Origin of the sequence: Marinifilum fragile JCM 15579 (genome assembly GCF_001310955.1) — a bacterium.
GTDB classification, from domain to species: Bacteria; Bacteroidota; Bacteroidia; order Bacteroidales; family Marinifilaceae; genus Marinifilum; species Marinifilum fragile.
In genome coordinates, this window is sequence record NZ_BAZX01000007.1 from 134,243 (window position 1) to 157,783 (window position 23,541).

The 23,541-nt window shown below is 33.4% G+C and carries 20 protein-coding genes; 2 read left to right on the forward strand and 18 right to left on the reverse strand.

Features of this window, described 5'->3' with window-relative positions:
• Positions 1–311: 311 nt before the first annotated feature.
• The 18 genes from JCM15579_RS08010 to JCM15579_RS08095 form a co-directional block, all read right to left on the reverse strand.
• A complete protein-coding gene (locus JCM15579_RS08010; protein WP_054718310.1) occupies positions 312–1,337 on the reverse strand; it encodes an META domain-containing protein in 1,026 nt (341 codons plus the stop codon).
• Between the two features lie 318 nt (positions 1,338–1,655).
• Positions 1,656–2,636 (reverse strand): hypothetical protein, encoded by a 981-nt coding sequence (locus JCM15579_RS08015; RefSeq protein ID WP_054718313.1) that lies wholly within the window; start codon positions 2,634–2,636, stop codon positions 1,656–1,658.
• 87 nt (positions 2,637–2,723) lie between these two features.
• Positions 2,724–3,833: an efflux RND transporter periplasmic adaptor subunit gene (locus JCM15579_RS08020; RefSeq protein WP_054718317.1), complete on the reverse strand. Its 1,110-nt coding sequence runs from the start codon at positions 3,831–3,833 to the stop codon at positions 2,724–2,726.
• A 7-nt stretch (positions 3,834–3,840) separates the two neighbouring features.
• On the reverse strand, positions 3,841–8,190 hold the full coding sequence (locus JCM15579_RS08025; RefSeq protein ID WP_054718319.1) for a CusA/CzcA family heavy metal efflux RND transporter: 4,350 nt from the start codon (positions 8,188–8,190) through the stop codon (positions 3,841–3,843).
• 514 nt (positions 8,191–8,704) lie between these two features.
• Positions 8,705–9,139 (reverse strand): ester cyclase, encoded by a 435-nt coding sequence (locus JCM15579_RS08030; protein WP_157471393.1) that lies wholly within the window; start codon positions 9,137–9,139, stop codon positions 8,705–8,707.
• A 112-nt stretch (positions 9,140–9,251) separates the two neighbouring features.
• Positions 9,252–9,677, reverse strand: coding sequence for a VOC family protein (locus tag JCM15579_RS08035; RefSeq protein WP_054718324.1), 426 nt, complete (start codon positions 9,675–9,677; stop codon positions 9,252–9,254).
• Positions 9,678–9,709: 32 nt separating this feature from the next.
• Positions 9,710–10,456, reverse strand: a complete 747-nt coding sequence (locus tag JCM15579_RS08040) for a helix-turn-helix domain-containing protein (RefSeq protein WP_054718327.1) — start codon at positions 10,454–10,456, stop codon at positions 9,710–9,712.
• 257 nt (positions 10,457–10,713) lie between these two features.
• A complete protein-coding gene (locus JCM15579_RS08045; protein WP_054718330.1) occupies positions 10,714–11,340 on the reverse strand; it encodes a hypothetical protein in 627 nt (208 codons plus the stop codon).
• Between the two features lie 252 nt (positions 11,341–11,592).
• A complete protein-coding gene (locus JCM15579_RS08050; RefSeq protein WP_054718333.1) occupies positions 11,593–12,480 on the reverse strand; it encodes a helix-turn-helix domain-containing protein in 888 nt (295 codons plus the stop codon).
• 10 nt (positions 12,481–12,490) lie between these two features.
• Entirely contained in the window at positions 12,491–12,913 is a 423-nt protein-coding gene (locus JCM15579_RS08055) for a nuclear transport factor 2 family protein (protein ID WP_157471394.1), read from the reverse strand.
• A gap of 65 nt (positions 12,914–12,978) precedes the next feature.
• Entirely contained in the window at positions 12,979–13,524 is a 546-nt protein-coding gene (locus JCM15579_RS08060) for a carboxymuconolactone decarboxylase family protein (protein ID WP_054718340.1), read from the reverse strand.
• A gap of 238 nt (positions 13,525–13,762) precedes the next feature.
• Entirely contained in the window at positions 13,763–15,169 is a 1,407-nt protein-coding gene (fumC, locus tag JCM15579_RS08065) for a class II fumarate hydratase (RefSeq protein ID WP_054718342.1), read from the reverse strand.
• A gap of 183 nt (positions 15,170–15,352) precedes the next feature.
• The gene (locus tag JCM15579_RS08070; RefSeq protein WP_054718345.1) at positions 15,353–15,715 is read right to left on the reverse strand and encodes a hypothetical protein; all 363 of its coding nucleotides are present in this window, start codon (positions 15,713–15,715) and stop codon (positions 15,353–15,355) included.
• Between the two features lie 253 nt (positions 15,716–15,968).
• The gene (locus tag JCM15579_RS08075) at positions 15,969–16,664 is read right to left on the reverse strand and encodes a serine hydrolase domain-containing protein (protein ID WP_083464594.1); all 696 of its coding nucleotides are present in this window, start codon (positions 16,662–16,664) and stop codon (positions 15,969–15,971) included.
• The gene (locus JCM15579_RS08080) at positions 16,625–17,032 is read right to left on the reverse strand and encodes a hypothetical protein (RefSeq protein WP_054718351.1); all 408 of its coding nucleotides are present in this window, start codon (positions 17,030–17,032) and stop codon (positions 16,625–16,627) included. Before JCM15579_RS08080 ends, JCM15579_RS08075 begins: the two co-directional genes overlap by 40 nt.
• 174 nt (positions 17,033–17,206) lie before the next feature.
• Positions 17,207–18,211 (reverse strand): dienelactone hydrolase family protein, encoded by a 1,005-nt coding sequence (locus JCM15579_RS08085; protein WP_083464595.1) that lies wholly within the window; start codon positions 18,209–18,211, stop codon positions 17,207–17,209.
• A 458-nt stretch (positions 18,212–18,669) separates the two neighbouring features.
• Positions 18,670–19,494 (reverse strand): DUF5694 domain-containing protein, encoded by an 825-nt coding sequence (locus JCM15579_RS08090; RefSeq protein ID WP_054718356.1) that lies wholly within the window; start codon positions 19,492–19,494, stop codon positions 18,670–18,672.
• A 132-nt stretch (positions 19,495–19,626) separates the two neighbouring features.
• On the reverse strand, positions 19,627–21,300 hold the full coding sequence (locus JCM15579_RS08095) for a serine hydrolase (RefSeq protein WP_054718359.1): 1,674 nt from the start codon (positions 21,298–21,300) through the stop codon (positions 19,627–19,629).
• A gap of 269 nt (positions 21,301–21,569) precedes the next feature.
• On the opposite strand from JCM15579_RS08095, the gene JCM15579_RS08100 reads away from it, so the two are divergent.
• Positions 21,570–22,610 (forward strand): sensor histidine kinase, encoded by a 1,041-nt coding sequence (locus JCM15579_RS08100; RefSeq protein WP_054718362.1) that lies wholly within the window; start codon positions 21,570–21,572, stop codon positions 22,608–22,610.
• 7 nt (positions 22,611–22,617) lie between these two features.
• Positions 22,618–23,319 carry a LytR/AlgR family response regulator transcription factor gene (locus JCM15579_RS08105; protein ID WP_054718365.1) on the forward strand — a complete coding sequence of 234 codons (702 nt, stop codon included), beginning with the start codon at positions 22,618–22,620 and terminating at the stop codon, positions 23,317–23,319.
• The last annotated feature ends 222 nt before the right edge of the window (positions 23,320–23,541 follow it).

Genomic DNA, 23,541 nt, shown 5'->3' on the forward strand with positions numbered 1-23,541 from the left:
ATATATGAAAATATTTGATATATCAAGTAATTTTCAGGTTTTCAACTCTCAAATTGAGTCCTGGATGATAACTTCTATCATCAATCAAAAGAGTAGAAAGCAAATTTGAAAGGTACATAAAAGGCAAGAAGTGATTAATATGCGAACTGGTTTGAGAATCTTAACCCAATTTATGGAACTTTAAAAATAAATATCAATAGAATTAATTAGGCCTACATAAATAAAGCCTTAAAAAATGTGAGCTCACATTTTTTTAAGGCTTGTATCTTATTTTTTTGAACAACGATTATACCTGTTCATAACCGTCTATTTTAATCTCCTTTCAAAAAAGCCAATACTTCTTTATTTTCGTTATTAAACAAAATCAAATTCAATCCATCTAATTTGTAATAGGTAACTTGATTCAGTGCCTTATTAAAAGATTGGGCTGTCTCCATATTTCGACACATTTTATTTGTTGAAGCAATATTTCCTATTTTCAACTGTTTCGTAGAAACTTCTTCTATTTCTCCTGTAAAGTCATTGCAACCATCATTTCCCATAATTTTCATTTCAGATAAATTAATTTCCAATCTTGGCACTGGAGACATTCGGTTGATAGGATTTTGGTTTATTCTTGTTGTTATCCATATGTCATGAAGACTTGAATTTGGTTTGTTGCCTTGTCCTCTAATAAAATCAAGAATTTTATTTCCATTTTCATTGTAAAAAGCGAGCGTTTCACCTTTTATTTGATAAGATGCAATGGAATTCAAGGCTTCGATAAACTCAGGTTCGATATTTTTTTTAATACAAGCTCTTTTTGTGCCAGCAACTGTTCCCAAAGATATTTTTGAGCTAGTCAGGTATTGTATTCGACCTCTAAAATTATTACATCCACCATTGGCCGAGACTAAATTATTGGAAAGATTAATGGTCATTGTTGGAATGGCCACCATTCTGTTTATAGGAGCATCATTGAGTTTTATTAAAGTCCATTCGCCATTTAATTCTGTGCGAATATCTTTTTGTTTATCCAATACCTTTATAAGTTCATACTCTAAGGTTGAAGCATCAGCAGGAACTTTATTTTCTTCTAATTTTGTTTCTTTTACTTTTATTTTCTGGAGATATCCTTCTTCAAATTCGAAATTTTTAATATTAGTATAGAAATTCTCCCAATTAGGATTGTCCAAACTTTCTGATCTATTTACATTGAGACATTGTATTTTTCCTGCTCCTGCAGAACATTCAGTTTTATAGCCACCAACCCAAAATATCTTGTTCACATTTGAAGAACAAGATTGTAGCACTAGTGTGAATAATATTAGTGCTGAAAATAATATTCTTTGATTCATTTTTTATTGATTTTATTCGATTGAATGATGGTGAAATGTGGTATAGGTTGCGTGTGAAAAATCTTAATATTTGTATTATCATGAATGTTGACCAAATGTTGAGGGGGAGGTCATGATATTCTTGTCAAGCTTAACATTCTAGCACTATTTTAGTGAAACGTGCAGAAGTAGAGTAGGCAAAAATTGAAGGAGGGTAACGAAAGGAGTGAGCTAATGAATGCCTGATAAAAAAAAATTGCGGATAGATTATTCTTACCAGGATGGGTGAGAGGTTCTCAGCTAGGCTAATGATCTAGCCGAGAACCTAATTTATTAGTGTTATTTTATATCATATTCACTTATTTTGGCGATTTCAAATCTTCGAGAAGCTTCTCCGTTAACTAATTTGTATTGTATTTGCTTCATTTTATCTGTTTTGTTCCCGTTTTTGTAGATAGAAAAGCGTTGTACCAAATAGTTCTCTACCAAAGCAAACTCATCATTTCCGTTGTAACCATTGTTTATTTTTGTGTTTTTTTCGGTTGGTTGAAAATAGACTTGGCTCATTGATGTTTGGTTGTTCACCGAAAATGCATAAACTGTTATTTTTTTTGATTTGTCTTGGCTTTGGGCAAAAACAACTAGTTCAGGTGAACCATCGGCATTTAAGTCTTCAACTTCAGCATTGACTATTATATTATTTCCAATGTCAAAAATTTCATTGTAATCATGTGGTAGGCCAAAGGTTAAAACTGTTAACTGATTGTTTCCATCTTTATATACACTCGAAATATTAAATCCAATGCTTTGTAAATTAAGGATTTTACTGAATTGTGTTTTATCGATTTGAGTCTCGTCAAGTTTTTCGTCAATTCTTTGATATGTTCCGGCAATACTTGCCCCACCAGAACAATAAAAATAGAGTAAATCTTTATCAGCTTCGTTTTTAGTGCTTATGGATAATTCGTCTTTTAAAAATAGGAATAAAACGCTTTTTTCGTCAATTTGAGTTTCATAGGTTCTATTGTCAACTTTTTGTGCAGTTGCATCAAAAGTACAAGTAGGCTTTTTTATGTCGGCTCGTGAACGGACTGAGATGTTCAACTTGTCATTATCAAGCTTAGTAACAGCTACAGATACCCAATCACTTCCATGTTTACGATTTACATAACCTTCAGACACATAATTACCTGTTATAGCAACACTTTCCGTATTTTTAGTTTGTGTTGTTTGATTTTTCTTATGGGTTTCATTTTTACACGACAATGACGTTAAGATTGTTGTGAGAATTAGAATGAAAACTTTTAATTGATTTGTCATACTTTATATCTTTTTAATTACAGCTAAGCTTTTCCAGCAGAATGGAACCTGGGCATGTATACCTGTTCGTTAAGCGATCGCATTTCTTCATTCTATACTAATGTTATAGGTCCCATTCATCAATATTTCTTCTTTAATAATTTCTAAAATTTCAATATAATCATCTGAGGATTTTCCGGTGCTTATTTTCTTTTTTTCAAACTGATAATTGGTTTCGCCTTCTGATTTTTTGATTAAAACATAGTGATTATCTCCAATAGTATAAACTGCTGTTTGAGAAATTGCAGGTACAGAATCTGAAGATACAATAATCTCTCCATTTACCATTTGGTTGATAGCAAAAGTACTTGCTTTGTCTGAGATTGAAGCAAAGCAATCGATTGTATTTGAGTTTGAGTTAAGCTTACCTCCAATTCGAACTATTGTTGCAAGAGATTTAGATGTATTTTTGTCTATGCCCCAAAATTGGACTTTTTGTCCGATTTTAATTTTCTGGTAATCTTTTTCAAATAAGGTGAGATGTAATTCGGTTTTGGTGTTATCTGTGATTTCAATGATTTCAGTTTCTGTGTTTACATTTTGTCCGTTGATAACGTTTATTTCGCTTATTTGACCTGCAATAGGAGATTTAATGCTATAGCGTGAAACATATTTTCCGTTTATAATGTTTGCTGGCTTTAATCCAATATTTTGAAGCTTTGCATTTAAAGCATTGTAATTTGCCAGTTCAACTTTGTAGTTACTTTCAGCAAGTAAATACTCAGTTTCTGTTTTAATGTTTTCATCAAAAAGTTTTTTTGCTTTATCATAGTTTGAGTTTAACTGTTTTATTTTGGCCGATGACGAAGCAAAAGCATGTTGTAAATCAATTAACTCGTTTCCTCCAATCTCTAGCAAGCTTTCATTGGCATTTACATATTGCCCATCTCTTATCTGAACAGATATAATTTTTCCTGGTACAGGTGCACTTATTTTGGCAATCCCATTTATTTTTGGAACAATCTTACCTGAAAAAGCCACCTGCTCTTTTATCTCTGTTTTTTCTACTTTCCCTAATACCATGTTTTCTTCCTGAAACTGTACTTTCGAAATTTCAACAAGGTTTTCATCAGCTTCTACTTCGTTTTTAACTTCATGTTTACATGAAACTACTGCAAAAAGGAAGAGTGTATTTAAAATGATGTATAAATTTTTCATGCTACTATCAATTTGTAAAATACTTTAATTCTAGATAATTTTTATTGTAATTGAACAAGACATCGCAATAGCCCGATTCAATTTTTAATGCTGATTCTAAACTATTTGCAAAGTTGAAAAAATCAATTTCTCTTAATTCATAAGCTTTTAAAGCTGTGCGTTTTATCTCAGAGGCAAGGGGCAATTCATTTTTTTCGTATCGTTCAATCAGGTTTTTACTTTGAACTAATAAAGCATTTAATTCATAAAACTTTGCTTTTACTTGTTTAGTAATACTGATTTTTTTATTCTGTTCAGCTTCAAGGTTTATTTTTGCCGACTGCAACATGCTTTTTTGACTTCCATAAAACACAGGTATTGCAATTCCTACTTCAAACCCGTGGTAAGTCTTAGCTTGGTCGTAAGAATTCGACCCCAGAAAATAATTGAATTTAAGATTAGGTAATAATTTGTTTTTTTCAACCTTAACAAGCGAAGTTGCTTTTTCTGTTTGCAAGTTATAATAGTTGAAAATCTCAAGAGAATCAGCATTGAATGTACCGTAAGGGTGCAACTCACAGCATTTTGGCAAGATAAATTCATTGGGTGAATTCACAATGGTTTTCAGTTTCTGAAAAGTAATATCAAGTTGATTCTGAAACCTTTCAAGCACAACACCAATTTCATTTTGCTTCGATTTAATATTCAGGTATTCTAAATTGCTAACATCTTTAAGATCAAGTTTTTTTTTGTATTGTAGCAATAACTTGCCGTAAATACTATCAAGTTCATTATAAATATCAATTTTCTTTGAAATTAGGGCATATTCAAAGTATCCCACAGACAGCATTTTTAAAAGTTTATTTTTTTCGAGAATGTATTGCGATTCGGCGATTAACTGTTCGGTTCGTTTTACTTTTTTTTCAGCAGAATAAAGTGTAGGGAATGCTAATTCTTGCTCAATACTCCATACTTTAAGTGGATGACCGTTTTCGGCAATGTTATTTTCGTCTGTTCCATAACTTATAAGGGTTTTGGGAATTGCATAAGCAGATTTTGTGAGCACTTTTGCTTGTTTTGCTTGCAGAGCAAAAGCTTTAACTTGTTCATTATTTTCTAAAGCAATTTGAGATAATTGCTCAAGATTCATAAGCTCTGGTGTTTGCCCAAATCCCGTAATAGAGGGTACAAATAGTAAAAATGTGATAATAGTTAAAGATTTTGATCTTATAAATCGCAATGGGAAAAACTTAACACCGATAACATTATAAAATATCTCAAATAGCAAGGGCAATGCAATAAGCGTGAGCATGGTAGATGTTACCAATCCCCCAATTACCACAGTAGCCAATGGTCGTTGTACTTCGGCACCTGCACCTGTTGAAACTGCCATTGGCAGAAAACCCATTGCTGCAGCACCTGCGGTTAATAATACTGGGCGTAACCTGTTTTTTGTACCTGTAATAATAAGTTCACGCATCGTTTTTACACCTTCATTTTGTAATTCTTTAAAATGTTCGATTAACACAATTCCGTTTAACACAGCAATACCAAATAAAGCGATAAAACCAACCCCAGCCGATACGCTAAAGGGCATCCCCCGAATCCATAACAACACCACGCCACCTACCGTTGCTAGTGGAATAGCAGTAAATATCATAATGGCATCTTTTAAGGATTGAAATGCAAAATGAAGGAAGATAAATATTAGTAACAAGGCTACAGGTACGGCGATTACAAGTCGTTTGGAAGCATTTTTAAGATTCTCGAACTGACCTCCATATTCGATATAATTGCCCGGTGTTAATTTTAAATTGGCATTAATTTTTTGTTGAATTTCTTCTACCACCGATTGTAAATCACGATTTCTTACATTTACGCTTACCACAACTCTGCGCTGCGTATTGTCACGCGATATTTTAGCGGGTCCTTTGGTATATTTAATTTCGGCAAATTCCGAAAGAGGCACTTGAACTCCTAGTGGAGTTTCTACCATTAGGTTACGAATGTCGCTTATGTTCTTTCTGTTTTTATTTTGCAAGCGAACAACTAAGTCAAATCGTTTTTCACCTTCGAAAATCACACCCGCCGTTTTACCTCCAAAAGCTGCCGACAGATATGTGTTTAGTGTACTTACATCCATGTTGTATCGGGCAAGTTTTTGTCGGTTATAAGCAATTTTAATTTGCGGAAGTCCTGTTGTTTTTTCCAGGATTACATCACTGGCACCTGGAATATCTTCAACAATGCTTTTAATTTCGTTTGCTTTTTGGTTGATATATTCAAGGTTTTCGCCATAAAGCTTAATGGCAATATCGGCACGCACCCCGGTAATCAGTTCGTTAAAGCGCATCTCAATAGGCTGAGTGAATTCATATTCAATACCTGGAATGATTTCCAAAGCCTCTTTAAATTCCCCAGCAAGTTGTTCCTTCGAACTTGCCTTTATCCATTGCTTCTTGGGTTTAAGTTTTATAATCATATCAATTTCTTCCATTGACATTGGATCGGTGGGAACTTCGGCAGCTCCAATTCGGCAAACAATTTGTTCTACTTCATCTGGAAATTGGTCAATCAGGATGTTTTCCATCCTTGTTGTCATATTTATGGTTTCGGAAAGCGATGTTCCGGTTTTTAAGGCTGGTTGTATCACAAAATCACCTTCGTCGAGCGTAGGGACAAACTCTCCACCAATTTTTGTAAACAGAATCCCTGTAATTATTAAAGAAATCAATGCTACCCCAAGTACAATCCGTTTATGTCCACACGACCATTTAATGGTTGGATAATAGAGCTCGTAAATTTTGTCTAATAACCATTTAGACAAATTATTTTTAGTCATGTCCTTGGGCTTTAGGAATAATGAACAAGCCACAGGCAACCATGTTAAACCCATAATCATGGCGCCGATAATGGCAAATGAGAATGCCAAAGCCATAGGTTGAAACATTTTTCCTTCAACCCCTTGTAAGGATAAAATTGGAATGAAAACAATAAGGATAATGATTTGACCGAAAATAGCGGATTTCATCATTTTAGATGCACCTCTTATCGAAATTTCATCTACCATATGCTTTCGTTGATCATCGGGAGCGGTTCTTAATTTTTTGCTCATCAGGCTCATCCGCAATACAATAAATTCGACAATAATTACCGCCCCGTCGATTATGATTCCAAAATCCAGCGCACCAAGACTCATTAGATTGGCATCGATACCAAAAACGTACATCATTGAAATGGTAAAAAACAATGCCAAAGGAATCATGGAGGAAATTACCAATGCGGAGCGAATATTTCCTAACAGGAGCAGTACGGTGAGAAAGACTATAATTGCACCCAGGACAAGGTTTTCGACAACCGTTTCTGATGTTTTGGCGATTAATTCGCCGCGTTCGAGTATTGGGTTTATAAAAACGCCTTCTGGCAGGTTATTCTGAATTTCATTAACGCGTTCTTTTACAGCCTTTATTACTTCTTTAGAGTTGGCATCTCTAAGCATCATTACCTGACCAAGAATTGTTTCGCCTTTTCCGTTGGCTGTTATTGCTCCAAAACGGTTGGCATGACCAAATTGAACTGTAGCAACATCGCGGATGTAAACAGGAACACCATCATTGGTTTTAATCACAATGTTTTGGATATCTTCTATACTTTTGGCCAATCCATCGCCCCTGATAAAATAGCTTTGCTTGTTTTTTTCTATATAGGCTCCGCCACTAATATTGTTATTATTCTCTAAAGCGTTATAAACTTCCATTAAGTTTACATTGGCACTTTTTAACCATGCCGGGTTAATTGAAATTTCGTATTGCTTTAGGTATCCGCCCCAACTATTGACTTCCACAACGCCATTGATTCCCGATAGCCTGCGTTTTACAATCCAGTCTTGAATGGTTCGAAGTTCCATAGGGCTGTAATTGTCTTCATAACCTGGTTTTACGTCTAAAATATATTGGTATATTTCTCCAAGTCCAGTTGAAATTGGCCCCATTTCAGGAGTGCCATAGTTTTCGGGTATTTGCCCGGCAGCACTTTTAATTTTTTCAGCAATTAATTGTCTGGGAAGGTAAGTTCCCATGCTTTCATCAAAAACCACAGTTACCATCGAAATTCCGAATTTCGAGATAGAACGTATTTCCAATACGCCAGGAAGGTTTGCCATTTCCATTTCAATCGGAGCGGTTATAAATTGCTCAATTTCCTGTGTGGATAGGTTACCCGATGTGGTGATAACCTGAACTTGGTTATTTGTAACATCCGGGACAGAGCCAACTGAGATATGATAAATTGAAAATAAGCCAAATCCCGTCAGGGTTAATGTAAACAATATTACAATTAACTTATTTCTGATACTAAAATTGATAATTTTTTCGAGCATCTCTAAAATAAATTTTTATAATAAAATGTATCAATCCGATAATCAATGGGTTGTACTATCATGCTTGGCCTAACAGTACGGCGGTATGTCTCGTCATCAGCTTAAGAGATATAACAGCCTGTTATCATCTGTTGGGCTTTGAATACCACTAAGATAATTTATTTTAGTCTATTGTAAAATAAATTATGCTTTTAAAATTATATTTTCAATTATAGGACTTTTTCCTTCTTGATAAGTTTGGAGTGGGAGACATATTGCTAACAATATCTATTTTAAAGGTGAGTATCGCATATGTGGTTCTTCTTACTCGGGGAATGAAGAATGCAGAAATACTATATAAAGGTATAATAGGAAAGAGACGCCTTACATAGTGTCTCTTTAGTTATTTTAAATTTCTTCGGCCGAATCAATCTTCTCATTCTCCAGAATATTCTTTAAGAAATCAAATTTTCTTGGTGATACTGGAATTGGATCGGGATAACAGTTCAATGTTACCGTCCTTAATATTTTTCCTTTATATAACCCCTAATTGTTTCATAACTGTTTTTCTGTCGAAAATCTGAGTATGACCATTTATCAAATTGTCTTTGAAATGATAAATGGTAATTCCCTTTATATTAATGGCTTTTTTAGTTGGGGGGTATTCCCCAATTTGTCCAAGATTTGTTCCTGTTAAAATCCAAGTGACCGCCATACAACTTTCTTCTTCAATTGCAAAAGTTATTTCAAAATTCATATCAGGAAATGGCTCGAATGAACCTAATTCCATACGATTCTTAAATTCGGAATGGGATAATGTTTTCCCTTCCCAAGGATCGCCTGGGTCGAGATGGATTGTATATTCATTATGGACATATTGCTCAATTTTTTCAAGTTTCTTTTTATTCCAAACTTCATCCATAAATTCTCGAAGGAAAGATTCTTTGTTCATCTTATTTTGTTTTTTCAAGTTTGTGTGGTAATGATTTTCCGTATAAGAGGAGTAACAAGCGAGGTGGGAACCTACTATTCATTATACACATTGCTAGTATCAGTTTAATTTTTCAATATCCAATGTCGATTTATTGTTCTGATTTCTCAGCAAATCCAAGTATGTAGCCATTGGGATCTTTCACGTAAAATTCTTTCATACCATACCATGCTAGTTTTGGTTCGGTTATTTCTGAAACTTTATCCTTTATTTCATCATAGAAATTGTCCAAACCATCTATTTCCATATAGAATGAAACGGAGGCTCCCAAAGAAATATCTTTTGCCATTTTCACATCACTCTTAAAACTATCGCTTCGCTGAAACATCATTTCTACCTTGTCTTTCGACACCAAAGCGTAAACATACTCTTTGTTGTCTGCGACAAATTGTTCAATTGCATCTTGGGTTTCGGGAACTGCCATAATAAGAGAAAACCCTAGTACGGATTGGTAGAAGTTTACAGTTTCCTTAATGTCTTTTACTTGAAAATTTGGTGTTAACTTGTTTGCTTTCATTTTTAATCTTTTTGTTAGTTGTAAAAGCAAAACTATGAAGTCATAAGGGTTGATAATTGTAAAAATCGGTCGTTTTCATTTTTATACAGTTCTTTGGGAGTTGTACCCGTATACTTTTTTATTTCTTTAATAAAATGTGCTTGGTCGAAATAATCTTGTTGCGGGAATAATTTTCCGTTTGCAATTTGGCGGTAAGTAGAATTACACTTCAAAATATTTGAAAATGTCTTTAACGAGAAACCAAATTTTGCATTGAAATATCGGTTAATCTGACGACTGCTCCATAAAGTTTTTTCTGCCAATTCATTTACTTTTAGGTTCCCTTTGTTTTCATATAGCAGTTCGAATAATTTGAACTTTCTGCTATCAATTTCTTTCAGTTTTTTTAAGCCGTAATTAATTTTTTTTAAAAGGTAATCAGTGAGAAGGTCAAAGTCGTTAAATGGAAAATTTTTCAGCGCAAAAAAATCTATCGAAAAATTGGTTGTTGTATTCAAAATATTTTTCATTGACTGCTTGAAAATATACTCTGCTGCAATTAGTTTAAATCGAATTCCAATCAGTTTTGTATCCTTATCAATTTGTACTTTAATTGGCTTTGTCCACACGCCGGTCAAAGAAATATTTGAAAGCTCATTGTTTCTAATTTCAAAGATCAAATCAAAATGACCATCTGGTAAGATGGTATAATTAACATCCTTTGTAGGGGTTTCAAATTCCCAAAAACAACGAATGAAGTTGGATAGAAATCCGTCTATCTTATTTTCTCTATATTCCATTATTATGGCTTTTTTCAAATGGTGTACAAGGTTTCGCGGGTATGGCATCGTGTTTCCGATAGCCATCGGGAAAAACTAGCGCCTTATCAACTTACACTAAAGATCGTTGATTAAACTTACATATTATTTAATGATTTTGATTGTTATTATTAAAAAAAGACAAAATGATTTGGGAGAGGAGAGTATTGGGATTGCCTAGGGAAAATTGTATGAGTAATGGCAGATTGAGAGGTAGTTTCCTGTCAAACGGGCATAAGTTAATCTTGTTGTTTTAAAAGTTTTTTGTTTTTTCTCGAGTCAGCATTTTTATCAACTATAGCAATCATATCAATAACCAATTCATCTGGTATTGATTCAGATGTTACCTCTTCGTAATTATCCTGTTCTTGTGCTGAGCCTGAAAGTGAATTGGTACTCAGGCGTAACGCATAATTTGTATTGCGGGGATATACATATAACCCATAATCAAAGAAATAATTGACTTTAAGTTTCTTGTATTTTTCTTTTACATCTTTAATAGTACAGCCAATTTTTAAACCCTTATTCGATGTATATGACTCGCAATAAAGTTCGATGCAATTAATTGTATTTAATGTTACTGATCGTGTAAACTTAAATACTACTTTGTTGTTATGGTCTTTTGCAACATATATTTGTTCGTATTTACCATTGTTAAAAAACCCAACAGGGATACTATCGACTTCTATAATAAAATAGCTCTTTAAGTTGATAATTGTAGTTTCTAAATCGTCACCTAATCGTACAAATCCGACTCCTTTTTTCGAAAATGTTTTCTCCCACCTGTCATTATTCTGCTGTCCAAAAGCATAATAGGATATAATACTGAAAATTAAAGGTATAAGTATTCTATAAAAAAGATTCATGAAGTTTTAGTGTTAATTGATGTAATTGGAGAATTAATTCCAGCTTATTTTCCTGTCTAACCGTCATGCCGTTTGGCACGCCTTAATATTAATCACTTTTTTTGTTATTAATTATTCGCACCGTTGGCTGATGCACTTTTGATCATGAAGATTTAGAGTAAACCCTGTGGCAGATTAAATGCTACAAGCGTTGAAGTTTAGCTCCATTTCTAACTTTACTAATACAAAATGTAGTGTGTTCATTTTTTATTTTCACAAGCTTGCATTAGCCCTGTCAAAGCCAACAGTTTCTCTGTAAAGTTGTGGTGCAACTTCTGAATGTTTTTTGAAAAATCGGCTAAAATAATATTCATCATTATATCCTAATTCAAAAGCAATTTCCTTTATCGTTTTATTAGTTAAATATAATTCTCGCTTAGCCTCGATAATTATTCGTTCCGTAATTAAATTGGTCAGGGTTTTGTTTAAATGAGTTTTAGTTAGTTTCGTTAAGGCTTTAGGTGTTATTGATAATATATCGGCATAATCACGTGCAGAATGCTTAGTTTTATAATGTAGCTCGATAGCGTTTTTTAGGTTTTGTAAAATGAAAGGTTTTTCCTTTTCTGCATCTACCTCATGTATTTTTGCATGCTGTTCGATTTTAAGTCTCGATGCAGTAATCAAGAATATTTTTAAATAGGAAATCAATAGTTCATATTGTGCCAATGCAGGATTTTGCATTTCGGTCTTCAATTGCTCTATTACAGTTTCAAAGTTTATTCTTGTCTTCTCATCAATTTGAATTAAAGGAGGATTGTAAATATTATTAAACAATACACCATTACAAGCTACTTCTTTGTGATGTTTGTGAATGCAGAAGAAATCCGGATGAAAATTGATAACCCAACCTTTGATTTCTCCATTTAGATTAAGCATAAAGGGTTGATAAGGTGAAAATGAAAATAGTACATCTTCCTTGAAGTTATACTCAGAGAAATCTGCTTTTACACTTCCTTTTCCTTTTGTTATCCAAACCATTGAGTAATAATTCAATCTTTGAATATGGTCAAAAGGGTTATTCTTTTCGAAATAGAATAATTTGAAAGCCAAACTTCCTGTTTGTGGATTAATAAGAGTGAAACTATTTTTTTGTATCATAAGTCCAAAGTTACATTAACTTTCTATCACTTTCCTCAATCTTCATATCATTGATACTTGCAAAACGTTTTTGCATCAATCCATTTTCATCAAATTCCCAAAGCTCATTTCCATAGGCTCTGTACCATTGGTTGTTTTCATCTTGAAATTCATATTCAAATCTTACAGCCATTCTGTTTCCACGAAATCCCCAAAGTTCTTTTTTTAATCTATAATTCCTTTCTTTTTTCCATTTGTCAGTCAGAAATTTGACAATCTCCTCTCGTCCATTGATAAATTGAGTCCGGTTTCGCCATTCGGAATCTATGGTATAAGCTTTTGATACGATCACAGGATCTTTGCTATTCCATGCATCTTCTGCTTTTTTCACTTTTTCAAGAGCGGTTTCCAATGTAAAAGGGGGGAGTGGATATCTTTTTTCTTCTATATTCATTGTTCTGTTTTTTATAGAGAAGGAGAAATACATTAATTACGATTTCTCCTTCTTTTGTTGATAAATTATAAGGCTGGTGCAATGGGAAAATCTACAGGAACTTTAGTAAGATTGTGTAAATAGTTCATCGCAGTTTTATCGCTAATTTGAAGAATAAGATCAACCAAATTTTCTTTGGTATAACCTTGATTAAAAAAGTCTTCAACATTTCCAGTACTGGCATTACCTCTATTTTTGGTAAGTTCTGCCGCCAATTTTACCAGAGCGTTTAATTTAGCATTCTCACTTTTCCCTTTTCTGATATCCAACAATTGGGCATCGTCAAACCCATTCATTTTACCGAGGACCAAATGCGCGCTTTGACAATAAATACAACCATTTACTTGACTTACAATTAAATTAACTGCTTCTTTCTCTTTGTTGGATAAGGATGTTTTAGAATTTTGGAAATCCAAATATCGTTTTAAGCCATGGTCGGAATAGGCTAATGTTGCATAAAGATTTGGAACCATTCCCAAAGCTTTGTTTAAACCATCAAAGATCTCTTGGTTTGTAGAAGATACTTGCTCTCTTGTTGGAACTTTAAATTCTGTTTTAATTAAATTTTCCATTTTAAATTGCTTTAAATATTGTTTGTCAATATCGACAATACAAAGATTGGGAGTATTAAAGCTTTCGAAAATGGACAAATTTCGTCAATGGATGGACAGTTTTCTCAAATGGTCTTAAAATGAGAACGGCGATTCTAATTGTTCCAATCATTCTTTTTTCCTCACTCCATAAATATTAGTTTAAGTAGGGTGCAGTTATTTCATAAATCGTTTTGCTATAGACGTATTAAAACATCAACTAGTCTATTGGTCCACACATATCTTCCGGCTTCACCAATTTATCAAATTGCTCATGAGTTAAAAGATTGAGTTCAATCGCTGCTTCCCGCAATGTTTTATCCTCTGCATGAGCTTTTTTTGCAATTTTAGCGGCATTTTCATAGCCGAGGTGTGAATTAAGAGCTGTTACAAGCATAAGGGAATTTTCAAGATGTTGCTTTATCACAGGGATATTGGGACGAATGCCTGTTGTACACTTATTGTTAAACGAAACGCAGGCATCACCAATCAAACGCGCTGATTGCAAAACATTCGTGCCAATAAGTGGTTTAAATACATTTAATTCAAAGTGTCCGTTTGAACCTCCGATAGAAACGGCTACATCATTTCCCATTACCTGGGCACATACCATGCTTAAGGCTTCGGTTTGCGTAGGATTAACTTTTCCAGGCATAATAGATGAACCTGGTTCATTTTCTGGTATAATAATTTCACCAATACCGCAACGGGGACCAGAACTCAACATACGAATATCATTCCCTATTTTCATCAATGAAACAGCACAACGTTTCAATGCTCCTGATAATTCAACCATAGCATCATGAGTAGCAATGGCTTCAAATTTATTTGGCGCAGTAATAAATGGGATACCAGTGAGCTCTGCAATTTTTTGTGCTATTAATAAATCATATCCTTTTGGTGTGTTTAGTCCTGTGCCAACCGCCGTTCCTCCCAAGGCCAATTCACGAACCATTTGCAGTGCATTTTTAATGGCCCTGATACCATTAACAAGTTGCTGTACATACCCCGAAAACTCCTGACCTAAGGTAAGTGGAGTAGCATCCATGAAGTGTGTACGTCCTATCTTAACAATGTTCTTAAACTCTTGCGATTTACGGTGCAATGTATCTTTCAGAGCATTTATTCCTGGTATAGTTTTATCTATTACAATTTTATATGCCGCAATATGCATAGCAGATGAAAAAGCATCATTGGACGATTGCGATTTATTGACATCATCATTGGGATGAATATACAGTTTGCCTTCTCCCAACTTATTACCTTGCATTACGTGTGCCCGGTTAGCAATTACTTCGTTTATATTCATATTGGATTGCGTCCCCGAACCAGTTTGCCATATTACCAAAGGAAACTGCTTGTCATGTTTGCCTGCAATAATTTCATCACATACATTTCCGATCAGTTCTTTTTTATCAGCTGCCAATACACCTAATTGATGATTTGTCATCGCTGCTGCCTTTTTTAAATATGCAAACGCATGAATTATTTCTTTGGGCATCGACGCTTCGGGACCAATTTTAAAATTATTACGAGAACGTTCTGTTTGAGCACCCCAATAACAATGAGCTGGCACCTTTACCTCACCCATTGTATCTTTTTCAATTCTATATTCTAGTTCATTCATCGGTTTACATGTTTTATTCCTTTAATATAGTCTATTTTGGGCTTGCTTGTAACATTTCGTGGGTTGCCGTGCTGCCAATTTTTCAGTTCTTTTGTTTAAATTGGGCACAAAGGCTAGAGTAAAAAACGCAGTGCTGGCTTGGTAGGGTAGGACTGCGCTTTTTACTCTGTCTTATCCAATGTACTATTTTAGTCTTCCAATACTATCAATTCTGAAAAACTTGAAATGATTTCCATCCCATAGTGCCATAGCCTCTATATTTGTATTCTCAATAAAAATCCCGTAACAATTATTAATGTTCAAATCTTTTCTTGAAGCTTCTGAAACACCTTTTTGACCATAAACTTTTTCGAGTTTACCGAATTGGACTTTAGATGAAAGTATTTGTATTCCTTCCTTCGATATTTCTTGTTTTTCAATTAGGTCCGATACAATTTCAATGAAATTCTCATCGTTAATTTCTTTCAAATCAATAAAATACTGTCTTGCATTTAAATAGTTTTCACTTTTTAAATTATCATACAGATGGTATGGTGTTTCAATCATTTGCTCTTTCGTGGGAGAGTTTGTATGATTATTAACGGAGTTTAAGACAGATTGATTTTTCCCGCATAACTATGGTTCGCAGAGAATAATGTAATTAAGAGTAGTAAATAGATTATTTTCATTTTGAACGGATAAGGATATGAAGCATTTGGCATTTCAAAGCAATTTCCAATCAAACCGCTGCAAAGTTTATAAATGTAATGCCATTATAATTGTCCGCCATATGTTTTATATGCAATGCTAGGCAAAGTAGTTATTTCATTTTTAAATCAAGTATTTTATAGACCAATTTTTCAAATGAATCTTTATCCGTATTTCGCTTATAATCTGATTTAGTCTTATGTGCGATCACCATATTTAATTTAGGGATTACCAAAATGTATTGCCCATATGCACCTGTTGCTAAATAAGCACCTTCTAAATCAGGATTATTATACTTTTCCCAAATCCACCACATGTATCCATAAGCATAATTACCTTCTTTACACCAATATGAATTCATTTCATCAGTTGAAGTTGTAACACTCGTTATAAGTTTTATCCAATCTTTTGGAATGATTTGTTCTCCATCCCAATTCCCCATATTTAACATTAACAATCCTAATCGAGCCATATCACGAGTAGAAAACCAGAAGTGATAGGCTAAATATTTAGATTTTCGCTGATTCCCCGATTTTTCTTGTTTCTCTCTTTCAAAATCCTGCATTTGTATTGGAATAGCAATGTCTTTCTTAAATGCATCATAGATGTTTAGTCCGGTTTGTTGTTCAAAAATTGCCCCTGCAGCATTAAAATCCCAATTGTTGTATAAAAAATATGTTCCTGGTTTCATCGAGCCTCTTCCTGGATTGTTTTTGTTATCACTACCTTCATTAGAAGCAGGATGATAAATTCCTGACCTTGCTGTTATTAAATTTCGGACTGTTGCCTTTTTCTCGATAGGAGCAATCCTTGAATATCATCAAATTCAAGTTCTTCTAAAGTCTCATCTAAATTGATGGTATTATTCTCAACATATTTCCCGTATATCATTGATAATATACTTTTTCTGCAAGATGCGATATAACTTAATTCATCTATATCGCCATAATCAAATAGAATTTTTCCGTCAACTATCACAACTAATCCAGTTGTATTTAAACTATCAATTATGAATCGGTTTATTTCATTAAATTTCTTTGAATCATAACCGACATTTTCAATTGTATCGTGTTTTAACCATGTAGAATCTGGAAAAACTTTACTATTCTGTGATTGTAAATTATCAATGAATATTATTGATAATATTACAGTCAGTATTATTTTAATCTTTTCCATAGGTTTGTATTTTTCTGTGTCTTCATAAATATTTTGCCTAAGGGTGTTGATTATGAGTAGTTGCGTAGGTTAGCACTTAACTTTGCAAGTACAAACCAAACTGAAGATCCGCGAGGATTTTCAGAAGTAGGCGAGAACAAGCAATTACTTATAGCCAATGTAAGCATACATTTTTTATTCTGTTTGATTTACCCAATTTAGAAAATCTTGAAAAACATCATCCCAATGTTCTTCAAACTTTCCACTTTCTATTTCTTTTCCAAATCCATGATCTAAATCTGGGTACACTTTGAAAGTAAGATTGTTTTTTCGGTGTCTTATAAATTCAATTGGGATTAAGTAAGCCGATTCTAAAGCAACAGCTTGATCCTTTGTTCCGATGGCAGCAAATATTGGTTGCTCTATCTGTAACAAATTTTCAACCGGAGGTTCGGAAAAGTGGCTCCATCGGTTATAGCTATTATTTTCTCCCTGCCAAAATTTATCAGTGGCATTGGGATCGGACATGATGTCTTTTAAATCGTTAAACAATGAATCAATTTTGCTTTGAGCCTGTTGTTCTGTTAATTTCCCTTTGTCAACATCTTTTCTAATAAAAGTTACAAAATCAATAAATTGCGTATTGCCACCTCCAGACAAATATCCAAAGTGGGTTATTTTATTATTTATAGTTCCCAGTTTGGCAGTAACATCACTGCCTTCGGAATGCCCAAGTACAATTATTTTATCAAACTTATTGTTGTACTTTGTACACAAAGCGTTAATAACTAGGTCCGCTTGATTAGCCCTATACTGAAGAATTTGATTCTCAAAGTATGATTTTGGAGTGGAGAATGGTTTGTTTGTTTTCATCAGAAAAGGAAAGCCTTTACGTGAAATAACAACAAATAAATAGTTATTTGGAATGGTATTTAAATTAAATGGCAGAACTGTTTTTATCGATTTTTTTCCATTGCGTTCTCTTAGTTGATATAAGGACCTTGCTCTTGAACCTTGAATATATAAGAATAAAGTATTAATTGAATCAATACCTTGTTTGGCGTGCGTATGGTAGTTTATGGTATCATTTTCTGTGATTACAGAAGAATGCTTATAGATTTTATCTAAAATGGTGTGGTTTTGCCCAAATATCAGATTGCTTGTCAAGAGTATTATAGAAAAAAGTAAGTTCTGTTTCATGTTTAATAACTTCTATTAAATGTATTTTAAGGTATTTATAAGTGCATTGTCAAATTTATTCTTCTTAAATCACTTATTGCACAATATATCTACCATAGGTAAGTATTGTGCAATAACCGCTCGTCAATTTACAAAACAATAGTCCCTTTACAAAGACATTATATTGTTATTTAAACAAAAGAGACAAGACTCAAGGCTCTTGTCTCACACATTCATTCATTTATTTATTTATTTATTTTCCACTTCGCTACCGCACGAGTTCTCTCGTGTGGTTCTATTTTTACATTGGTACACGGTAGAGTCACGTACCAGCAAGGGTATTGTGGTTTACTGAAGTTTTTATTCTATAAAACCACAATGTTATATATTAATTATGCTAATGTTTAAACATATAACTTTTCTATGATTTTATCTTGCCAACTCGCACAAATGCCTTGCTTGGCGAATGTTCTGATTGATTACAAATTTTTCAAATATGGTAATGGGGATATTAATTCGTATTCTTTAGAAATATCTAAAAATAGATTCAATAAATTCAAATGCTCTCTACCTATAATTAGTAAAATTCTATCATCCTCATTACATTGTATTCGTTGGATATTACGTAATATTCTAAGGTTTCTGTTATACCATCTTCCAGTTTCAAAATCAACACCTGTAAAATCTCCTTCTTGCTCCTCATATTTAAATGGGTGAGATAAATATATTGCTAATCTTTCTCGGATTAATTCAGGTCTGTTAAATTCGTACAATTCTTTAACTATGCTTGATACCTTGCCATTAGTAGCAGGTTTCGTTTGATATGAATTATTATAATAATCTGTAAATTTTGAAATCCTGATGCTGTCATTAAAAATTGATTCTACGCTTTTATAATGTCTGCCCATATTATTTACACAGACTATTTTGTCCAGGTTTAATTGTTTCCCAATTCTAAATGCCAATTGAAAGACTTCACTTTTTTTAAGCTGGAACTTTCCCAATTTATATTGCTGGTAAAGGGAATCAATAGTAAGCTGACTTTCTGGGTTCTGTTCTATAGCTATTATTGTAGGATTAAATTCACAAATGGATTTACAGATCGCTCTAATCTCAGATTGGTAGGGTTCATCAAGAACGGAAATCATATCTTTCTCTTTAGTTTTCACCACATCCAGATTATGGTATGCGAAATGAAATACTCCAAGAGTCATAATTGGGGTTGGTGATACTTTTTCTGCAGATTGTCCAAAAGAGTTATTAGAAGTGAGGAAAGCTAATAGTACAAATAGTATTTTTTTCATAGTTATCAATTTAGGTTAATTAAAAGACAGTAACTATAATAGTGTGTTGCATATTGGCAAACAAAAACCACATAAAAGTTAAAGAGCTTGTGTATGTCAATTGCACAAGCTCTTGTTTGAAGTATTTTATTCTTACAGTTTTTTTTCCAATCTGAAATTCTTTACTCTACCTAAATCCTTTAAAATCATCGTACTTATTTCACCCTTTTGGTTACGTTCAAATGTTAATATGCCAAGTTGTCCTGCTCTGAATTTGTCCTTTTCGATGTACTCCAATTCTGTATTCCCAAAATTTAAATAGGTTTCAAAAGTTTTAGGAGGAGACAGAGTCAATTTGTTATTATCAAAGCTAACAGGATAATGTACATCGAAAGTAGCCTGATAATAGTCGCCAGCAAACTCCTGAAGTTCTTCGTTTGTTGGCATTTTAGTTTTATAAATTCTATGTGCCACGTAATCTTCACCTCCCTGTTGCCAAATCAATTCATTTACTTTACCATCATTATCGGTTATAAACTTGCATTGAGCCTCAAAAGCTGTTAAAAAGAATTCATGTTCCGATTCTGCAAATAACCTGAATGTCTGATTTCCAGGGATAACAAGTTTTAGAGTGTCGGCATCAAGTTTGATTTCTATACTCGCGCCATCAGGCATTCTAAATTTGCCGGTATAGGCTTCCATTAGTTTGTCTGGCAATTGGATTTCTTTTCGCAGCTGTTTCTCTTTTTCAATCAATTGATCCGATAGAACAATCTTGCAAATTTTATTTAAAAGACGAGCGCTATTTATACTTTCCGTATTTAATAGAATTACAATACACAAATCTTGATCAGGATAAATGGCAAATTGACTTCTAAACCCCAGTGTTCCTCCCGAATGTTTTACCCGTTTAACACCTTTATAATTGCTGACGTGTAAGCCATAGGTTGTCGAAATGGTATCTCCATTTTCAAGAGTGTTGTATGGGGTGCTAACTCTCGATAAATAATTCTTGCAAGAAAGTTCATCCTCAAGCATGTGTTTTCCCCAGTTTAGCATGTCTGTAATGTTAGAATAAATATTTGTTGATCCATAGGTGTATTCAGAATTTACTTGATATGGAATGAATTCATCCTTTTCTTTTTTGTATCCTTTAGTAGTGATGTTTTTCGCTTGAGTAGGAGAATGAAATACATAACTAGATGTCATAGCCAGTGGCTGAAAAACAGAAGTATTCATAAAATCGTGATAATTCATTTTACTGACCACCTCAATAATCTCAGCCAGGAGGGCATAACCCGAATTCGAATAGTTATAAAGGGTATTGGGTTCTGTATTCAACTGAGGATATGATTCAATCATATTAATTTCGTCTTTCTGAAACCAGGGTATTTCAAAATCAGAATTGGCTAGCAGTCGGAGTACATCTGTAGAAGCAATACCGCTGGTATGTTGTATCAGATGCCTGATGCTTACCCTATTTTTATAATCGGGAAGGTCAGGTAGGTATAAACCAATCGGATCATCCAATTTTAATTTGTGTTGCTGTTCCAACAGGAGAATGGCATAAGCAGTAAAATGTTTCGAAACAGAACCAATTTCAAACTTAGTGCTACTGTTGTTTTTAATCGAGGCGGAGATATCACTTAAGCCATAAGCTTTCTTAAAAACCAAGTTATTCCCATAAATAATACCAATGCTTCCACCAGGATCATTTGTACCAATCTCCGATAGCAATAAACTGTCTACACTCTTACAAATAACATCCCAGTTGTCTGATGTTTTTTTTTCACTTTGCTGATAATAAGCTAAGCTTGATAGGGCCATACAAGTAAGTATTATTACAAGTATAACAAGTGTTTTGTTTGTTTTCATATTGTGGTGTGCATTAAATTACACCTCAATATTATCTGATCATGAAATCAATTAAAAATCAAATCCATTACTGAAAAGAATAATACACAAACTCCAATTTCCATTGGATGAATTAAACTTGTCAGTTTTAATATGTCGTTTATCCTTTTATTTAGCATTTTGTGTGAAATTATTTTCGTAATGAATAATCAATCTTATTTTTATAGTTTAAAACACAAATAATGCTATTGAAAAAAAGACATTTGGAACCATTCCTACACCTGTTGATATGGATAACAGGATTGTTTATTGCACTTCATAATATCAACAACATTGGTTTTCTAAAACGAGGAATGGATATCTACTCGTTGGCAGTTGTAATTGGTACATTCTTTAATATCGTTCTATTTTATTTTGTTTCACTTTTTTTAATACCAAAATTTAACGCTAAAGGATTAAGACGAGAGCTAATTTTTTACCTGATAATTGTAACTATAGTACTAAGTATTGGCGAATCATTGGTTGATTATTTTTTAATGCCTTCGATCTACTCATCGGAGGAAGAACCATTATTAGCCCAATTTATAGTAATTCTGGTATTTCATATTTTTATATTGGCTTTGGCTCTGTCATATGGTTTAACCAAAGAATGGATCAAGAAAGAGAAGAAACAGCAAAGTTTAAAGGCTGAAAAGCTATCTGCAGAACTCAATTATCTTAAAGCGCAGGTAAATCCTCACTTTTTATTCAACATGATGAATATTGCTTTTGCCAGTGCAACGAAAAATGGTGATGAGTATACAGCCAATATTATTGAGATGATTTCTTCACAATTAAGGTATATGCTTTATGAGAGTAATTTTGAAAAGGTATCTGTTCAAAAAGAAATAGATCATATCAGTAGGTATATCGAAATTCAGAAATTACGCATTTCTGATGATATGCCAGTAAAAATAAACTATCAAACCAATGGTGATTTTTCTTCAAATTCTGTGGCTCCTTTATTGTTAATTCCCTTTATCGAAAATGCATTTAAACATGGTTTGCATTACAATGCTGAAACAAATATTAATATTCTTATTTCATGCCAAAATCATCAGTTAAAATTGATGGTATCAAATCCTGTAAGTGTAAATAAAAACAATGTAAACAATTCATCTTCTGGCATAGGGTTGGAAAATGTAAAGAAAAGATTGGATTTAATTTATCCCAATAAACACAAGCTTCAAATTAAAGAACAAAAAGAAAAATATAGCATATCTTTAAACTTAATGCTTAACTAGTACTGTAATGAAATGTATTGTTATAGATGATGAACCCTTCGCATTGGATTTGATGAAAACCTACATCGATAAAACACCTTTTCTAGATTGTTTAGGATCTTTTTCAAATCCTTTAAAGGCCCTCGAATATCTCCTTGAACATGAGGTGGATTTGTTGTTTCTCGATATCAACATGCCCGAGCTTTCAGGAATACAATTCCTAAATTCTTTAAAGCACAAACCAATGGTAGTATTTACAACGGCATATTCTGAATATGGTGTAGAAAGTTATGAATACGATGCTATTGATTACCTCTTAAAGCCAATAAAATATGAACGCTTTTTAAAGGCGATGGGGAAGGTGTACGAACGCAACAATGGCGCTAAGCAAACTGTTCAGCCAGAATTAAAGAATCAAAATAATCAGATGATCATCCGCAGTGGAACACAGGTACATCGCATCTTATTGGATCAGATTTATTTTATTGAGGGAGCTGGCAATTATGTGAATTTTCATGCATGCGATAAGAAAATAATGGTATTGCAAACCATGAAGGAGACCATCGCTCAATTGCCAACGGAACAATTCGCAAGAGTACACAAATCTTATGTGGTGGCTATGAGGCATATAGATATTGTAGAAAGACACCAAATTACCATGAAAAATCATAAAATACCAATCGGCATTACTTATCGAGAGCAGTTTCTAAATAAATATTATAAAATGTAATTCATAAATACGCCCCTCAACTAAAGCCAAGGGATATGAAAGGGCTGTAATGGATGTCTAATTTTTACAATACAAATTCTTAATTGTGAGGAAAGCAGGTAAGGGTTTTGTGTATGATTAGTGGCGTGTTTAAGCACCTAGTTTAGCAAATAAAGACTGAATAGAAAATCCGCGAGGTTTTTCGTAAGTAGCGAGAGCTAGCCAATAATTATACATGTTGTG

What these genes read in the sequence shown, in the direction of transcription:
- JCM15579_RS08090 (WP_054718356.1), bottom strand. Translation starts at nt 19,494, where the DNA reads ATGAAAAAAATACTATTTGTACTATTAGCTTTCCTCACTTCTAATAAC.
- JCM15579_RS08020 (WP_054718317.1), bottom strand. Translation starts at nt 3,833, where the DNA reads ATGAAAAATTTATACATCATTTTAAATACACTCTTCCTTTTTGCAGTA.
- JCM15579_RS08095 (WP_054718359.1), bottom strand. Translation starts at nt 21,300, where the DNA reads ATGGCCCTATCAAGCTTAGCTTATTATCAGCAAAGTGAAAAAAAAACA.
- JCM15579_RS08035 (WP_054718324.1), bottom strand. Translation starts at nt 9,677, where the DNA reads ATGAAAGCAAACAAGTTAACACCAAATTTTCAAGTAAAAGACATTAAG.
- JCM15579_RS08070 (WP_054718345.1), bottom strand. Translation starts at nt 15,715, where the DNA reads ATGATTGAAACACCATACCATCTGTATGATAATTTAAAAAGTGAAAAC.
- JCM15579_RS08085 (WP_083464595.1), bottom strand. Translation starts at nt 18,211, where the DNA reads ATGAAACAGAACTTACTTTTTTCTATAATACTCTTGACAAGCAATCTG.
- JCM15579_RS08050 (WP_054718333.1), bottom strand. Translation starts at nt 12,480, where the DNA reads ATGATACAAAAAAATAGTTTCACTCTTATTAATCCACAAACAGGAAGT.
- JCM15579_RS08015 (WP_054718313.1), bottom strand. Translation starts at nt 2,636, where the DNA reads ATGACAAATCAATTAAAAGTTTTCATTCTAATTCTCACAACAATCTTA.
- JCM15579_RS08060 (WP_054718340.1), bottom strand. Translation starts at nt 13,524, where the DNA reads ATGGAAAATTTAATTAAAACAGAATTTAAAGTTCCAACAAGAGAGCAA.
- JCM15579_RS08105 (WP_054718365.1), top strand. Translation starts at nt 22,618, where the DNA reads ATGAAATGTATTGTTATAGATGATGAACCCTTCGCATTGGATTTGATG.
- fumC (WP_054718342.1), bottom strand. Translation starts at nt 15,169, where the DNA reads ATGAATGAACTAGAATATAGAATTGAAAAAGATACAATGGGTGAGGTA.
- JCM15579_RS08045 (WP_054718330.1), bottom strand. Translation starts at nt 11,340, where the DNA reads ATGAATCTTTTTTATAGAATACTTATACCTTTAATTTTCAGTATTATA.
- JCM15579_RS08025 (WP_054718319.1), bottom strand. Translation starts at nt 8,190, where the DNA reads ATGCTCGAAAAAATTATCAATTTTAGTATCAGAAATAAGTTAATTGTA.
- JCM15579_RS08010 (WP_054718310.1), bottom strand. Translation starts at nt 1,337, where the DNA reads ATGAATCAAAGAATATTATTTTCAGCACTAATATTATTCACACTAGTG.
- JCM15579_RS08100 (WP_054718362.1), top strand. Translation starts at nt 21,570, where the DNA reads ATGCTATTGAAAAAAAGACATTTGGAACCATTCCTACACCTGTTGATA.
- JCM15579_RS08080 (WP_054718351.1), bottom strand. Translation starts at nt 17,032, where the DNA reads ATGGAAAAGATTAAAATAATACTGACTGTAATATTATCAATAATATTC.
- JCM15579_RS08055 (WP_157471394.1), bottom strand. Translation starts at nt 12,913, where the DNA reads ATGAATATAGAAGAAAAAAGATATCCACTCCCCCCTTTTACATTGGAA.
- JCM15579_RS08040 (WP_054718327.1), bottom strand. Translation starts at nt 10,456, where the DNA reads ATGGAATATAGAGAAAATAAGATAGACGGATTTCTATCCAACTTCATT.